The sequence below is a fragment of the Bradyrhizobium sp. NBAIM08 genome (genome assembly GCF_020193935.1).
GTDB lineage: Bacteria > Pseudomonadota > Alphaproteobacteria > Rhizobiales > Xanthobacteraceae > Bradyrhizobium > Bradyrhizobium yuanmingense.
In genome coordinates, this window is record NZ_JADYVR010000009.1 from 58,476 (window position 1) to 73,649 (window position 15,174).

Annotated in this window: 18 protein-coding genes and 1 tRNA gene; 11 read left to right on the forward strand and 8 right to left on the reverse strand. The window is 65.5% G+C overall.

Annotation, left to right across the window (positions count from 1 at the left end; all coding sequences use genetic code 11):
• Positions 1-44: 44 nt before the first annotated feature.
• Entirely contained in the window at positions 45-1,463 is a 1,419-nt protein-coding gene (locus I6F37_RS27215; protein ID WP_035996763.1) for a M20 family metallopeptidase, read from the reverse strand.
• A 264-nt stretch (positions 1,464-1,727) separates the two neighbouring features.
• On the opposite strand from I6F37_RS27215, the gene I6F37_RS27220 reads away from it, so the two are divergent.
• From I6F37_RS27220 to I6F37_RS27230, 3 genes are all read left to right on the forward strand, one after another.
• Complete coding sequence (locus tag I6F37_RS27220) at positions 1,728-2,699, forward strand: S1C family serine protease (protein WP_225113025.1); 972 nt, start codon at positions 1,728-1,730, stop codon at positions 2,697-2,699.
• A 26-nt stretch (positions 2,700-2,725) separates the two neighbouring features.
• Positions 2,726-3,796 carry a phospholipase gene (locus tag I6F37_RS27225; protein WP_225153196.1) on the forward strand — a complete coding sequence of 357 codons (1,071 nt, stop codon included), beginning with the start codon at positions 2,726-2,728 and terminating at the stop codon, positions 3,794-3,796.
• Positions 3,797-3,895: 99 nt separating this feature from the next.
• Positions 3,896-4,084, forward strand: coding sequence for a hypothetical protein (locus tag I6F37_RS27230; RefSeq protein WP_225153198.1), 189 nt, complete (start codon positions 3,896-3,898; stop codon positions 4,082-4,084).
• Between the two features lie 80 nt (positions 4,085-4,164).
• Here the strand turns inward: I6F37_RS27230 and I6F37_RS27235 are convergent, their stop codons facing one another.
• From I6F37_RS27235 to I6F37_RS27245, 3 genes are all read right to left on the reverse strand, one after another.
• Positions 4,165-4,824, reverse strand: a complete 660-nt coding sequence (locus I6F37_RS27235; protein ID WP_035996797.1) for a DsbA family protein — start codon at positions 4,822-4,824, stop codon at positions 4,165-4,167.
• A gap of 111 nt (positions 4,825-4,935) precedes the next feature.
• Complete coding sequence (locus tag I6F37_RS27240; protein ID WP_225153200.1) at positions 4,936-5,379, reverse strand: PaaI family thioesterase; 444 nt, start codon at positions 5,377-5,379, stop codon at positions 4,936-4,938.
• A gap of 3 nt (positions 5,380-5,382) precedes the next feature.
• Positions 5,383-5,811, reverse strand: coding sequence for a thioesterase family protein (locus I6F37_RS27245; protein ID WP_035996751.1), 429 nt, complete (start codon positions 5,809-5,811; stop codon positions 5,383-5,385).
• 107 nt (positions 5,812-5,918) lie between these two features.
• On the opposite strand from I6F37_RS27245, the gene I6F37_RS27250 reads away from it, so the two are divergent.
• Positions 5,919-6,473, forward strand: coding sequence for a TetR/AcrR family transcriptional regulator (locus I6F37_RS27250; protein ID WP_225153202.1), 555 nt, complete (start codon positions 5,919-5,921; stop codon positions 6,471-6,473).
• A gap of 107 nt (positions 6,474-6,580) precedes the next feature.
• On the opposite strand, the gene I6F37_RS27255 is transcribed toward I6F37_RS27250, so the two are convergent.
• Positions 6,581-7,063, reverse strand: coding sequence for a hypothetical protein (locus I6F37_RS27255; protein ID WP_225147411.1), 483 nt, complete (start codon positions 7,061-7,063; stop codon positions 6,581-6,583).
• Between the two features lie 201 nt (positions 7,064-7,264).
• On the opposite strand from I6F37_RS27255, the gene I6F37_RS27260 reads away from it, so the two are divergent.
• Together I6F37_RS27260 and I6F37_RS27265 are read left to right on the forward strand one after the other, a co-directional pair.
• Positions 7,265-7,546, forward strand: a complete 282-nt coding sequence (locus I6F37_RS27260) for a PsiF family protein (protein ID WP_036020676.1) — start codon at positions 7,265-7,267, stop codon at positions 7,544-7,546.
• Between the two features lie 100 nt (positions 7,547-7,646).
• Entirely contained in the window at positions 7,647-8,732 is a 1,086-nt protein-coding gene (locus I6F37_RS27265) for an AbrB family transcriptional regulator (protein WP_036020673.1), read from the forward strand.
• A 101-nt stretch (positions 8,733-8,833) separates the two neighbouring features.
• Here the strand turns inward: I6F37_RS27265 and I6F37_RS27270 are convergent, their stop codons facing one another.
• Entirely contained in the window at positions 8,834-9,373 is a 540-nt protein-coding gene (locus I6F37_RS27270; protein WP_225153204.1) for a disulfide bond formation protein B, read from the reverse strand.
• Between the two features lie 158 nt (positions 9,374-9,531).
• On the opposite strand from I6F37_RS27270, the gene I6F37_RS27275 reads away from it, so the two are divergent.
• Positions 9,532-9,616 (forward strand) — tRNA-Leu (locus tag I6F37_RS27275).
• A 107-nt stretch (positions 9,617-9,723) separates the two neighbouring features.
• Here the strand turns inward: I6F37_RS27275 and I6F37_RS27280 are convergent.
• Both I6F37_RS27280 and I6F37_RS27285 read right to left on the reverse strand, forming a co-directional pair.
• Positions 9,724-10,608: an arginase family protein gene (locus I6F37_RS27280; RefSeq protein WP_057028400.1), complete on the reverse strand. Its 885-nt coding sequence runs from the start codon at positions 10,606-10,608 to the stop codon at positions 9,724-9,726.
• Between the two features lie 23 nt (positions 10,609-10,631).
• Positions 10,632-11,009 (reverse strand): VOC family protein, encoded by a 378-nt coding sequence (locus I6F37_RS27285; protein ID WP_225140755.1) that lies wholly within the window; start codon positions 11,007-11,009, stop codon positions 10,632-10,634.
• 142 nt (positions 11,010-11,151) lie between these two features.
• Between I6F37_RS27285 and I6F37_RS27290 the strand changes: the two genes are divergently transcribed.
• The 4 genes from I6F37_RS27290 (at position 11,152) to I6F37_RS27305 (ending at position 15,156) form a co-directional block, all read left to right on the forward strand.
• Positions 11,152-12,018, forward strand: coding sequence for an alpha/beta fold hydrolase (locus I6F37_RS27290; RefSeq protein WP_225153206.1), 867 nt, complete (start codon positions 11,152-11,154; stop codon positions 12,016-12,018).
• Positions 12,019-12,154: 136 nt separating this feature from the next.
• Positions 12,155-12,382, forward strand: a complete 228-nt coding sequence (locus I6F37_RS27295) for a hypothetical protein (protein ID WP_036020661.1) — start codon at positions 12,155-12,157, stop codon at positions 12,380-12,382.
• A gap of 159 nt (positions 12,383-12,541) precedes the next feature.
• Positions 12,542-13,225, forward strand: coding sequence for a response regulator transcription factor (locus I6F37_RS27300; RefSeq protein ID WP_035996793.1), 684 nt, complete (start codon positions 12,542-12,544; stop codon positions 13,223-13,225).
• Complete coding sequence (locus tag I6F37_RS27305; RefSeq protein ID WP_225128538.1) at positions 13,222-15,156, forward strand: ATP-binding protein; 1,935 nt, start codon at positions 13,222-13,224, stop codon at positions 15,154-15,156. Before I6F37_RS27300 ends, I6F37_RS27305 begins: the two co-directional genes overlap by 4 nt.
• Positions 15,157-15,174 lie beyond the last annotated feature (18 nt).

A 15,174-nucleotide genomic window follows, 5' to 3' on the forward strand; every position in this document is an offset into this window, starting at 1 on the left:
GGAAAATTTGTTCGCTGGATCAGACGAAGTATCGAGGCGAATTCCTACGCCACGGACATGTCGAGCGGCGGCGCGACGTGATCCGGCAACGGACAGACGTAAGGAGTGCGGGCCGTCCGCTTCTGGAGATCCGCCTTGGCAACCTTGATCAGCTCCGGTTCCGTCAACGCCTTGATGCCGAGACCTGCCATCGCCTTGGCGGCCTGCACCATGGCCTTGTGCGCGTGCGGGCTCTTGCCCTGCGCCACCACCTGCCAGGTGTGGAAGGGCGTGCCGATTGCAACCGTCGGTGCGTGCACCTGCACGGTCGGCACCACCCAGCTCACGTCGCCGACATCGGTGGAGCCGACCAGCGGATTGCGCTTGGCATCGAGCGGCACCAGGAAGTCGGCCAGCGGCCGATCGGTCGGCTCCATGCCGATCGCGTAATAGACCGAGGCGATATCCTTGTCGCTCAAGGTCGCACGGATCTGGCCGGCAAAGCTCTTGTCCGCATCGTCGAAATGCGGCGGTCCGAGCTCTTCCATGACCTGATGCAGCGCCTGCTCCAGCGGCGTGTTGGGCAGGATATTGGAGACCGCGGAGATGATCTTCATCTCGACCTTGGTCTCGGTCATCAACGCCGCGCCTTGCGCGATCTTGGACACACGCTCGACCAACTCGTTCATGCCGGGAAGATCGCGCGCGCGGATCGAATAGCGCACGCGGGCATGGGCCTGCACCACGTTCGGCGCGATGCCGCCGGTGTCGAGCAGGGCATAGTGCACGCGCGCGTCGCTCGGCATGTGCTCGCGCATGTAGTTCACGCCGACATTCATCAATTCCACCGCATCGAGCGCCGAACGGCCAAGATGCGGCGAGGCCGCCGCATGCGAAGTGCGGCCGGTGAAGATGAAATCCGCGCGCGTATTCGCAAGCGAGGGCGTTACCGCCACCTCCCAGAAGCTGTGCGGGTGCCAGGTGATGGCGATGTCGGCGTCCTCGAACGCGCCGGAGCGCACCATGAAGGCCTTGGCCGCGCCGCCTTCCTCCGCCGGACAGCCGTAATAGCGCACGCGGCCGGGCACCTTGTTCTCGGCCAGCCAGTCCTTCACCGCGGTCGCGGCGAGCAGCGCTGCGGAACCGAGCAGGTTGTGACCGCAGCCATGGCCATGGCCGCCGGTCTCGATCGGGCGATGCTCGGCGACACCCGCCTCCTGGCTGAGGCCCGGCAGCGCATCGTACTCGCCCATGAAGGCAATGACCGGACCGCCCTCGCCCCACTCGCCGATCAGCGCAGTCGGGATGCCGGCGACGTTCTCGGTGATGCGGAAGCCCTGATGACGGAGCTCGGCGAGATGCTCGGCGGCGGACCGCGCCTCGGTGTAGCAGACCTCAGGCATGCCCCAGACCCTGTCGCTGAGGTCGATGAAGCGTGCCTTGATCGTGTCGATGCCACGCCAGATGTCGCTGCGGTTGTCCATGCTTGTCGTCCGTGATCCCTTGGTCAAACGAGGCGGCAATGGTTAGCAGCTTCACTGCACGGCGCCTAGCACTGCGCCGGACAGCAGCCATGCGCCGGATCAGATGACGATGTGTTTCCGGGCCTTTCCAAGATTTCACGCGGCGTTCTCCCGAATAGTTGGGAACGAGGCTTTCAAGACGGCCTGCTCCGGCCTAAATTAGGCGTGCTTCGCGCGTCGCTCCGCCAGCCTTGCCGGAGCGATGCTCTCAGCCAGGAGAACTCCATGAGCGCTCTGACCGAATGGAGAGTGCCGCCGGCGAACCAGCCGCGGGCGAGCGACTATGGTTTCGATCTCGACCGCGCGCTCGGCTCCGTCGTCGGCCTGCACGCCATCATCCCTCCGGACGCCTTCAGTGCCGAGACGCTGGGCACCGAACGCGCCGGCAACGGCGTCGTGATCGATGACGGCCTGGTGCTCACGATAGGTTATCTCATCACCGAGGCAGAGTCGGTCTGGCTGCACCGCGCCGACGGACGAGTGGTGGAGGGCCATGCGCTCGGCTTCGATTCCGAGACCGGGTTCGGGCTGGTGCAGGCGCTCGGCCAGCTCGACATTGCGCCGCTGCCGCTCGGCTCGTCGGCGGCGACACGGATCGGCGACCGCGTCGTGGTCGGCGGCGCCGGCGGACGCACGCGCTCGGTCGCGAGCCAGGTCGTGGCCAAGCAGGAATTCGCCGGTTACTGGGAATATCTGCTGGACGAGGCCATCTTCACCGCTCCCGCGCATCCGAACTGGGGCGGCACGGCATTGCTCAACGAACGCGGCGAGCTGATCGGCATCGGCTCGCTCCAGCTCGATCGCGAACGTGACGGCGAGGCCGAGCACGTCAACATGATCGTGCCGATCGACCTCCTGAAACCGGTCCTGGAGGACTTGCGCAAGTTCGGCCGTGTCAACAAGCCGGCACGACCCTGGCTCGGACTCTATTCGACCGAGATCGACAACCGCGTGGTGGTGATCGGGATCTCCGCCAATGGTCCGGCCGCCCGCGCCGAGCTCAAGACCGGCGACGTCATTCTCGCCGTGAACGGTGACAGGGTGACGAGCCAGACCGCCTTCTACAAGAAGATGTGGGCGCTCGGCGCCGCCGGCGTCGACGTGCCGCTCACCGTTCATCACGAAGGCGTCACCTTCGACGTCACCGTGACGTCGACCGATCGCTTCAAGCTCCTGAAGGCGCCGAAGCTGCACTGATCCAAAAGGCTTTGAGGAAGCGGGCGATGACCGAGGCCGTGGTGGACGACATCGTGGCCGTGCTGCCGCCGCTGCTCAATGCGCTGGAAGCGCTCGGCTTCTTCCAGCGGCATCTGCATCCACCGGCCTTCGCCTCGGTGATGGATGCGATCGGCACGCCGGACGAGGCGCTGCAGACGGCGCACGCAGCAATCGGGGACTGGCCGGAGCAGTTCGGAGGCTTGCGCGAGCGGCTCGATCGCGCCTGCGGCGAGACGCTCGCTGCCTTTGCCGGCATTCGTGAGGTCGAGCGTGGCCATGGCGATCTCGTCGCGGTGTTCCGCGCGCTGCGCCTTGTCCCGCGCGCGCAGGAGGCGCTCTATCCGCTGGCAGGGCAGTTTCCGCCGGTGAGCAGCTTCTTCCTCAACGCCGCCAATCGCGACAATGCGGATTTGTTGTCGCGGCTCCAAGCCAGCGCGGGCGAAGATACCGGCATCTTCCACGACCGCAACGAGCCTGGCAGCCGCGGCGGCTTCTCGGTCTATGTCCCCGAATATTATGCGCCCGAGCGTGCCATGCCGCTGGTGATGGCGCTGCATGGCGGCAGCGGCAACGGACGCGGCTTTCTGTGGAGCTGGCTCCGCGACGCCCGCACTCTCGGGTCGATCCTGGTGGCGCCGACCGCGACCGGCCCGACCTGGGCGCTGATGGGCGACGACACCGACACACCGAACCTCATGCGCATCATCGATACTGTACGCGGCCGCTGGCGCATCGACCCCTCGCGCATGCTGCTGACCGGCATGAGCGACGGCGGCACCTTCTGCTACGTCACCGGCCTCGACGGCGCCTCGCCCTTCACGCATCTCGCCCCGGTTGCGGCGACCTTCCATCCGCTGATGGCGGAGATGGCCGACGCAACGCGCCTGCAAGGCTTGCCGGTCTTCATCACTCACGGCAAGCTCGACTGGATGTTTCCGGTGCAGACCGCACGGCAGACGCAGGCGGCGCTGTCCGCCGCCGGTGCCCAAGTCACCTATCGAGAGATCGACGACCTCAGCCACACCTATCCGCGCGAGATCAATGCGGAGCTGATGGAGTGGCTGAATGGAGAATGAACAACCTCACTTGGATGCGCCGCATAGTCGCGGAACCATCACTCCGGGCCGACGTTATCGCCCGTCACCGGAGGTTCGCCATGCAGACTTTTTTTCGGAATGATCCTGGGCGCGTTGCTGCTTGCGGGCGGCGTCTACGTCTATGATTCCATGCAGACGTCGTCAGTCGCCAAAGGCGACATCGCGACCACCAACCGAACGATCGTGAACTGGGACGTCGCCAAGGCCGATTGGGATGCGCTGCGCGATCGCGCGCACAAGGACTGGGTCCGGATCTCGTCGAAGTAATTTCGTCCGATCGACATGAACGAGGCGCCGTCGCAGACCCGCGACGGCGCCTTTGTATTGCGTCCTGAAATATCGCCGGCTCAGTTCATCTTGGCCTTGCGGGCGTCGGCGATGACCTGCTCGAACTCGGTCATGCTGAGCACGCCGGGCACGCGATACTTGCCGACGATGAAGGACGGGGTGCCCTGGAAGCCGAAAGCTTCAGCCTGCTCGTTGTTGCGCTTGAGGATGGCGTCGATGTCCTTGGCGTGGCCGGTGAGATCGCGCTTCAAGCGGTCCATGTCGACCCCGGCAGCCGCGAGCAGCTCGTTGATGCGCGGCTCGGTCAGGCGCGAGCTGACGCCGATCAGGGCGTCATGGGCCTGGTGATACTTGCCCTGGAACTTGGCCGCCAGCGCGCTCCGCGCCGCGGTGACCGAAACCGGCCCGAGGATCGGCCAGTCCTTCATGACCAGCCGCACCTTGCCGTCGTCCTGGACCACCTGGCGCAGCTCGGGCTCGAGCTTGCGGCAATAGGGACAATTGTAGTCGGACCATTCGACGATGGTGATGTTGCCGTCGGGATTGCCTGCGACCGGCGTGTCGGGATCGCGCAGCACCTTGGCTTCGGTCAGCACCTCGTCATCGCCGGTGGCGGCGCGCGCCGAAACGATCCCACCCACGGCGAGAGCGCCCGCTCCGATCAGCGTCAAGGCTGCGCGCCGGCTCGGCCCAAGGCCATTATTCCCAAATCCAGTCATATCGTCCCGTTCCGGTCCCGTCTTGCGGATATACGCCCGCGCACCGGTCATTGTTACGGGTCATATAGAATGCCGCGGGCGCGATTGCCACGCGAATCGCGTCCGGCTCGACTAAGCCGCCGGCAGCATCGCCATCAAGGTCCCGCTCATCATGGCGATCAGCGTGGTCTTGCCGTCATGCTCGGCGTAGGCCTTTGCCTCGCAGAAGGTCAGCGTGCGGCCGGGCTTGACCACTTTGGCCTTGAAGACGAAACGCTCGCCACGGGCGGGCGCGAGCAGCGTGGTCTTGAATTCGACGGTGAGGATACCGGCCTCCGCCGGCATCAAGCTGAAGGCCGCAACGCCGCAGGCGTTGTCGAGCCCGGCCGTGATGATGCCGGCATGGATGAAACCATTCTGCTGCGTGAGGGCCGGCGCATGCAGCATCGCCAGCTCGACCTCGCCCGGCGCGAGCCGGACGATCACGATACCGAGCGTGCGCATGGCCGGTTGGGCATCGAACATGGCGATGGCCGCCGCGCGATAGCCCGGGTTTTTCGGCTCGAATGCGGTCATGGCTCACACCTCGGCTGGTTCGGCAAGATGCTTCAAGGCAGCTTCGCGAATGCAATCGGCGAACGGGGCGGACTTGCGGAGCTGACGGTCCATGTGCACGCCGGTGATCTCGCACGTCGCCGCGAGCTCGCCGGTCTCCGCATTCGTCATGTCGTGCCGGAAGCGGATCGACTTGTCCCTGATCTCGAGCAGATGGCTGCGGATCTCGACGATGTCGCCGGCGAGCAGCTCGCGCTTGTAGGCGATGTTCTGCTGCACCGCGGCCATGCCGCGGCCGGAGATGCGCAAATAGCTCGGCGTCAGGCCGAGACGAGCGAACAGATTCCAATTGGCCTCGTCGAACTTGCCGACATACCACATGATGTTCATGTGCCCGACATGGTCGCATTGCCACGGATAGACCGTGCCGCGATAGGTCGCCTCCTGCTCCATCGCATTTCCTCCCGCAATTTCGTCCTTGCTCGTTGATACGGTAGCGTATCAAACCCGTGTCACGTTAGCAATACGGCACCGTATCAAGACCGGGTGAGGCTTTCTTCATGAGCGACGGCAAGGGCGACGTCTGGGTCGAGGCTGGGTTTGCCGAGCTCGGCCGCGCGGGGGTGGAGGGCGTGCGGGTCGAGGTGCTCGCCAAGAATCTCGGCGTCACCAAGGGCGGCTTCTACCGGCGCTTCGCCGACCGCGCCGCACTGCTCGAGGCCATGCTCGAAGCCTGGCGCAAGGGCCGCATCGCCGCGATCGCGCAGCAGACGAGCCTCGACGGACAAGCGCCCCGCGAGCGGCTGAAGGCGGTGATCCAGCTTTATTCCGAGCGGCTCAATCCAGAAGGGATGGCGATCGAGCTCGCGATCCGGCAATGGGCCCGATCGGAGGACAACGCCGCGGCGGCGGTGGCGAGCGTCGACGCGGCGCGGCTCAGGCACGTCGGCGACCTCTATCGCGCAACCGGCCTTGCGGCCGAGGAGGCCGACGCGCAGGCCTTTCTGTTCTACTGCTTCATCTTCGGCCAGAGCCTGTTGTTCGTCGAGAGCGGTCCGCGCAAGCGGTCGCAGCTCGTGGCGAAATCTGCCGAGAAGCTGCTCGACCGAGCATGATCCGGACCCCAAGGGCCGGGTGAGCGCAGGTGTTCTGACAAGATCATGCGCGACACTTCAGGCGAATCGGCCGGAGCGTCGCTCCGGCCTTCGCAGCAATGCGAAGCTCAGGCGGCGCCCTTCAGCTTCTTGGTGCATTCGCTGTAATAGCCGCCGCCTTTTTGAATCCATTTCAAGCCGCCGTTGCCGTTGGTGGTCTTGTTGGCATTGTACTGGTCGACGCAGGTGTGCAGGCGCGCCTTGCCGGGCGTCTCCTTGGCATATTTCGGATCGACCGCGTTTGGGTAGACCGCAGGACCGGCCGGCAGGGCCGGCGCGGCGGCGGGTGCCTCTTCCTTCTTGGCCTGCTTCGGCTCCGCGGGAGCTGTGGGCGCAGCCCCTGTCGGCGCAGCGGCGGGCGTCGCATCGGCACCGCATTGGGCCTTGCGGAAGTCATTCCACTTCATGGTGCCGAGCGAGCCGTCCTTCTTGGCGGCCTGGTACTTCGCGCTGCACTCCTGCGCTGTCAGTGCCTGTGCCGGCGCGCTGGTCAGCAATGCCGCGACACCGGACGCTGCGATCGCATACAACAATTTCGTCTGAATGGTCATCCCTGGGTCTCCTGCTTGATCTTCCCCGACGGAAGTGAATTGCGGATTGCTATCCTAGCGTGTTAGCCGCTTGCGACAAGGATGCGATGAGTTGCGCCGGCAAAATATAGTGATCCTGCCGCTCGACTTCATTCATGTCGCGTTCAGCAACGCGAGCCAACGTTCCAGCCCTTCGCAATTCTCGCAAGCAGAGTGCACCACATGACCTTCACGTCCCGCCTCGCCGCCGTTGCTCTCGCCTCCCTGCTCGTCACCGGCACCGCTTTCGCGCAGACCGCCGCGCCGGCCGCCAAGACCGACACTGCCGCCACCGTCGACGACAAGAAGGCAACGAAGGAGCGATCGGCGGAATCGCTGGAATGCTCCAGGCAGGCGGACGCCAAGGGATTGAAGGGGAAGGAGCGCAAGAAATTCCGTCGCGAATGCAAAAAGGAGGCGAAGGCCGGCAGCGCAGTCGCCGCTCCCGCAGCCGACAAGAAATAAGCCCGTCACGATTCCTTCCGAGCCTCCGCGGAAGGCCTCGCGCATTGCGGCATGATGAGCCTGCAATTGTGCGCCTCGCGCTGATTTGCGATAAGGTGGCGTGAAGCACATCACCGCCTCCCTGTCGTTCGAATGGCCGAGCCGTGCCACGATCCTGAGCACGGTGGAGACGCTCGTCATCGGCACCGCCGGCGGCCTTGTGTTTCTGCTCGCCGGCCTTCCCGGCGGGCTGATCTCCGGCTCGATGATCGCGGTCGGGATCGCCGCGATCGCCGGCCGCCAGCTGACCTTGCCGCCGATTTTGACCCAGACCGTGCTGGTGCTGCTCGGCATCTCGCTGGGCTCGGTCGTCTCGCGCCATTTGCTTCAGCAGGTCAGCGCCTACCCCGTCACCATCGGCCTGCTTGCGCTCGCCACGTTCTGCTCCACGTTCGGGTCGAGCTATTACCTCCAGCGCATGCATGGCTGGGACCGCACCTCCGCTTTCCTGGCCGGCAGTCCCGGCGCGCTGTCGCAGATCACGATCCTGGCGGTCGAGCGCGGCGCCGACCTGCCGGGCATTGCGGTGGTGCAGACCATGCGCGTCATGATCCTGACCGCCGCGCTGCCGATGGTGCTGGCGATTGCAGGCGTCACGCCCTCCGCTGCACCGTCGTTGACAACGACCATCGCCTCGCCGCTCGACCTGCTCGAGCTAGCCGCCGCGTCGCTGGCCGCAGCGCTCGTGTTGCGGCTGATCAGGTTTCCCGCGAGCTGGATGTTCGGCGCGATGATCGCTTCCAGCGTGCTGCATGGTGCCGGATGGGTCGAGGGCGGCCTGCCGGACTGGGTGCGTGGCGTTGCGCTGATCGGGATCGGCGCACTGATCGGCAGCCGTTTCGCGCGGATGCGGATCAAGACGCTCGCCGGCCACCTCCGCGCTGCGCTGGGCTCGTTTGCCGTGGCCATCGCCGTCTCCGCCATCTTCGTTGGCATCGTGGCGCTGACCACCCCGGTGAAATTCTCCGACGTCGTCGTCGCCTTCGCGCCGGGCGCGATGGACGCGATGCTGGCGCTGGCCTTGACGCTGCACATCGACCCGATCTTCGTCGGCGCCCACCACCTGTCGCGTTTCGTCTTCGTGACGATCGCAACGCCGGGCATCGTGCACCTGTTCGGGCGCACGCAGGACGACGTGGATGATTGAGCTAAAGCGCCATGCAATTAGGATGAATCGTCATCGCGCTTTAGGTTTTGTTTGAGCATGATCTTTTCGGAAAACCGCTACACACTTTTCCGGATCATGCTTTAGCGCTTCGCGGTCCGCACGAATCCCCACGCGGCGATCGCGGCCATCACGAGGGAGATCAGCACGTTGTAGCCGGCGAGCGACAGGCCGAGGAAGCGCCATTGCACCTCGTCGCAGCGCACCACCTTCACGGTGTCGAGCTTCGACAAGAGATCGGCGGCGCTGCCGAGGTTGACGACCGGACCGGAGCAATCGGTCGGCCCCTTCCAGAACCCCCATTCGACCCCGGAATGGTAGGCGCCCAGGCCGGCATTGGCGAGCGTGGCCAGGGTGAGGATCGCCAGCCCAGCCAGCAGCAGCGGCCGCGGCGCGCCGCTTCGCGCCGCCAGCGCCGTCAGCACACCGAGCGGTATCGCAAGGTAATAGGCGTAGCGCTGCTCCAGGCACAATGGGCAGGGCAGGATCTCCAGGACGAGCTGGAAGAACCAGGCGCCCGCAATCGTGGCTGCGCCGATCAGCGTGACCAAGGCCGCGGCGGTCAGCGCGGGGCTCGTGGCGCCCGGCTTGAACGCAGGTATGGCGGCACTCGGGGTGGTCACGGCAGCCTCTTTCGCATCTTCTCGCGCGTCCTAAGCCTCTAGCCCCGGCCCATGCGGCTGTCGAGAACGGCCGGGATCACTTTGGCGCGGGTTGACCCCGTCCCGTCCATGGCTATAGTCCGCCGGCTTCGCGACGCCGCCTATGGGGCCGACCGAGGGCCCCTGTGGCGGAACTGGTAGACGCGCTCGACTCAAAATCGAGTTCCGCAAGGAGTGCTGGTTCGATTCCGGCCAGGGGCACCACGCTTCGCCCTTCGGGCTTTGCGTGGCGCGGCCAGGCGGGGGCTCGAAGGGCGAAGCGTGTCCGGCGAAACCTCTTGGCGAAGTCGGACTGGTTCAGCAAACTCGAGCTACGACCCGAGCGTTGCTGCGAGCACATCGGCCAGGCCACGCCCGGCGCTGCCGTCTTCATCCAGGCCCGGATTGTAAATGGTGATCTCCAGGCCGACCGCCTTGCCACTCGCCAAGCCAACCCGGAGCACGGTCGATAACTCGTCCCACGACAACCCACCCGGCACGCGAAAATCGACAGCCGGCATGATGGCATCGTCGAGACAATCGGCGTCGAGATGGATGAAGAAGCCGTCCAGCTCGGCTCGCATCAGGTAATCGACGGCTTCGCGTGCAGCGGCCTCGATGCCCCGCGCCCGCACAGCCGGAAGATCAAGCACCTTGAGCTCTTCGGGAAGCGGCTGGCTTCCATATTCCGCCTGATCCTGGTGATCGCGATATCCAAACGCCACAATGTCTTCAGGGCGGACCAGAGGACCGTGACCTTCGATGTCGGCCAGGAGGGACGGGCCGTAGCCGGAAACGAAGGCAAGGTCCATCGAGGCGCCCTCACCATTGGGCTCCGCCTCGGGCTGGAAAAAATCGGCGTGGCCGTCGATGAACAACAGGCCATAGCGGCCGCGCCGTCGAAGCGCGAGCATCGAGCCCAGCAAGATCGTGCAATCGCCGCCCAGCACCAGCGGAAACTCGCCCGCGACAAGCACCGCTTCCACCGCGTCGGCGAGCTGGGGCGACCACGCCGCTATTGCGCCGGCGTTCAAGATGCCGGTCTCGGGATCCGGCGCCGGATCTTTCGAAGGCACCACCAGCCGCCCGGCGCGGCGTGCGCCGATGCGCTCCGCAAGTCCAAGCTTCAGCAGCTGTTCGGGCAAGCGCTCCACGCCGTCGGTCGCAAGGCCGAGCGTCGAAGGAGCTTCGATAATTGCATAGGGCATGGTCGGCATGGCGCCTTCCCGCTCGCTCGCGACTATTGTGCCGAGTAGGTCACGGCCTCGATCTTGTGACCGTCTGGATCGCGGACAAACGCCCCATAATAGTTGAGGTCGTAACTCGGCCGCAGCCCGGGAGCGCCAGCGTCGCTGCCACCATGCTTCAATGCGGCAGCGTAGAAGCGATCGACCATCGCGCGGTTCTCGACGGCAAAGGCGATGTGGCTGCCGTTACCCACGGTCGCGGGCTTTCCATCGATCGGAACTTGAACGCTGAAGTGAAACGTCCCGCTTCCGTAGCCCAGTCCACCCTCGTCCTCGGCCATCGGCGTGATCCCGACGATGGGCAAGACGGCATCGTAGAAGCGCTTCGCACGCTGAACATCGTTCGTACCGACCGAGACATGGTGGATCACAACGACCTCCCGTTCCGATGTTGCTTCGTAACGGTGAGCTTCCGGTCGTTGTTCCGCAGAGCCGCCTGCGGTTCTACCCACCACGAAGCAGATGCTGGGAACCCCGCCCCCGAAGTTGCTTTATCTACAAAGGAAGCAAGACATGGACACACGCGTCAGACATTGCAGGGTCCGGATCGGATCCGTGGATACCTTCTACCGAGAAGCCGGTCCTGAACGCGCGCCCGTCGTTCTGCTGCCGCACGGCTATCCCTGTTCATCCTACGAATTCCGCAATCTGATGCCGCGACTGGCCGATAATTGGCGGCTGATTGCTCCCGACTATCCCGGGTTCGGCTATAGCGGGACACCTGATGACTTCGACTACAGCTTCGACGGCTATGCCGCGTGGCTCGACCAGTTCGTGAAGCAGCTGAAGATCGAACGCTTCGTGATCTACCTTCATGATTTTGGCTCACCGATCGGAGCGAGGCTGGCGATCATGCGGCCTGAGAGGGTGGTGGCCCAGATCATTCAAAACGGCGACATACCTTACGAAGATGCGCTTGGCCCGGCATACGCTGACATCGAGAAGTCCTGGTCACTGCCCGATCAGGAGATGCGTGCGGCGATGAGGGAAGCTATCACTGAAGAGAATTTCCGGGACGAGTTCCTGAATGATGTGCGTGCGGACATGGCTGGACTGATCGCGCCGGACCTTTGGCGATTGCACTGGTCGCTGATGACCGAGCGGCGGAAAGACGCCGCCGCAGACGTTCTGTTTGGCCTCAAGGCGAACCGCCAATGGTTTCCCGAGCACCGCCGATATCTTCGGCAGCACAAGCCGCCAACATTGATCCTGTGGGGGCCGCAGGACCATTACATGCCTGAGGAGTCAGGGCGGGCCTATCTCCGCGACCTGCCGGATGCCGAACTGCATCTCCTGGATGGCGGCCATTGGCTGCTCGAAACCAACCTTGATGAGGTTGTCGCGCTGACGCGATCATTTCTCGAACGGATCGAACCTTAACGGGCAAATGACAGCGCTTTTGTCGCCAACCGGCACCGGCGCGGGCGGCAAGCTTCCCCGATCGCCCCGGGCGTTCGACTTCCCCCAGATATTCCCTATATCGTGCGGCAACGATCTGATGCAGCGGACCGCTTCGATGGCCAGGAGACGCACGACGGACACGGACGACCTTCCCCGCTATTTCGTCTGGGTCCGGGGGCTCGAAGGGCCCGAGCCGCAGAAATGGACGGCGATGGATTTCGGCGTCGGCGATTGGAAGCGGCCGCTCGTGCTGGCCTATCTGGAGCTGCCGGAAGACGAACGGCCGCTGTCGCTATCGGTCCTGGCGCGGCGATATCCGCCGCCGCGGGTTGATCTTTCGTAAGCTGGATTGGCGGCGGCACTCCGTCGCGCGGCAACGTTGGGTCGGCACATGGCAGTCCCGTGACTTTCCCGCCCCCATGATTATGGGTGTCACGGCCTTCGGGCTGCGGTTAGACTTGCCTCGCGCCGCGGGGGACACGCGGATCGCGGGACCATGATCATGACCGAACAAGGCGAGACGGGTGAAGCCATCACCATCCTCCTCGTCGAGGACGATGCGCCGACCTGCTGGCGGCTCCAGGATGCGCTGGTCAAGGCCGGTTACGAGGTGCGCAGCGCCGGTACGCTCGCAGAGGCGCGGCAAGCCCTCGCCGCCGGCGCGCCGCGCGTGCTGCTGACCGACCTGCGACTGCCCGACGGCCACGGCGTCGAGCTGATCCGCGAGATGCGGCAGCGCTTCCCCGACACCGAAATCATGGTGATTTCCGCGCTGGGCGACGAGGAAAGCGTGATCTCCGCGATCACGGTCGGCGCCACCGGCTACCTGCTCAAGGACGCCTTCCCCACCGACATCGCCACCACTGTACGCGATCTGGTCGCGGGACATTCGCCGATCTCGGCCTCGATCGCCCGCTTCATCGTGCGCAGGACGCAAGGTGCCGCGCAGAATTCGGCGGAGCCGCCGCCCGGCCCCGCGCTCAACACGGCAAGGCTCACCCCGCGCGAGATCGACATCCTGTGGGGCATCGCCAAAGGCTTCAGCTATGCCGAGATCGCGAGCCATCTCGGCCTGTCCAAGCAGACCGTGCCTGGGCATATCAAGAACATCTATCGCAAGCTCGAGGTGCATACGCGCAGCGAGGCGGTGTTCGAGGCGGTGCAGCAGGGCCTGATCAAGCTGTGAGCGAGATCGCGGCCAAAGCACCTACGAAGGCACCGACACGCCCGCGGCGCCGGCTAATCGCCTCGCGCCTCGTGCCCTATGTGCTGCTTCAGGCGCTGATCGTGATCGTCACGATCCTGGGGATTCGGTTGCTGCAGCCGAGCGATCCCGACGACTACGCGGTGGACGATTTCTCGGCGCGGGAGGACGGTCTGACGCGCCCGGTGACGCTGCCGCATTTCACCTCGTCGCGCTATTCGCTGGCCGACCCGCCGATCTACGCCGGCACCTTCACGTTCCGGAGCGGCGATGCGGCCTCGGGCTGGTCGGTGTTCCTGCCGCGCTTCAGCAACGCGGTGGAGGTCGCCGTCAACGGCGTCGTCGTGCTCGACTCCCGACGCGACACCAACGCCAACCGGCCCGACCGCAACACGCCGCAGATCGCCGCCATCCCCGCGTCGCTGCTGCGCGAGGGCGGAAACGAGATCACGGTGCGGCTGTTCGTATGGGGCCCGCTCAAGGGCTTCCTCGACACCGTCTATGTCGGGCCGGATGCCGCCTTGCGCCCGGCCTATGAGACACGCACGCTGCTGTTCGTCACGCTGCCTGTGGTGTTTTCCGCCTGGCAGGCGATCCTTGCCGTCATCCTCGCCATCATGTGGCTGATGCGGCGTCACGAGCCGGTCTATGGCGTACTGGCGACGGCGATGGTGCTCGGCGTGGTGCAGGCATTCGCGCCGCCGCCGGTGCCGCCGGCTACGGTATCGCACCTGGCCGCGGTGCTGCTGGCCTCCGCACCGATTGAGAGCGCGCTGATCGTCGTGTTCGGCGTGCTGTTCTTCGGCTGGCGCTGGCCGCGCTACGGCACGCTGCTGTTCGTGCCCGGCGTCCTCGTGTTCGTGGTCGGGCTGATCGGAGGCCCACCGCTGCCGCGCATCCTGTTCCTGGTGCTCGGCATTCCCACCGTCGGGCTCTGCCTGTTCCTGATGGCCTGCGTCACCGCAACCGCGGTGGTGCGACGGCAGGACGCGGCGAGCTTCACGATCGGCTGCGCGGTGACCATCGTGCTGGTTTGCTGGGTCCAGGACATGCTCACGGTGCTCGATATCGTGAGCAACGATCGCATCTTCGTCTCGCGGCTGTCCTATTCGGCGATGCTGGTCGCGATCGGCGCCGGGCTGACCTGGCGCTTTGCCCGCGCCTTGAACCAGGTCGACAGCTTTGCCGGCCAGTTGGTGACGCGGGTGCGGGAGGCCGAGGAGCGGCTAAAGGCGAGCTTTGCCCGCGAGGAGGAGCGCGCCCGCGCGGCGGCGCTCGCCAACGAGCGCACGCGCCTGATGCGAGACCTGCACGACGGCCTTGGCGGCCAGCTGGTGAGCATCGTCGCGCTGTCCGAACGCGGCAGCACGGGCGCGAGCATCACGGACGCCGCCCGCGCGGCGCTGAAGGATCTCCGTCTCGTGATCGATTCCATGGACGACATCGGCGGCGACCTGATGCTGGCGCTCGGCTCCTGGCGCGAGCGCGCCACGGCCCAATTGCGGCCGCACGACATCACGCTCGACTGGCGCGTGGCGACGCCGCAGGGCCTGCCGCTGCATCCCGAGCTCAGGCCATGGCACGTCGTCCAGATCGTGCGCATCCTCGACGAAGCCGTGACCAATGCGGTCAAGCACGCGCAGGCCCGCCGCATCGCGGTGACCATCGACACGTTCGACGCGGGCCAGGGGCCGTACGGCGTGATCAGCGTGACTGACGACGGAGGCGGCTTTGCGCTGGCCGGCAATGGCGAGGCCGCGGGGGCCGGCCAGACCGCGCGCGGCTTGCGCAACATGAAAAGCCGCGCCGCCCGCTGCGGCGCGGTGCTCGACCTGACGTCTGATTCCTCCGGCACGCGCGTGCGGCTGAAATTGCCGCAACGTTTTCCCGACAGCGACATGGCCGCGGGCTGAAAGGGCCCCCTCCCCGAA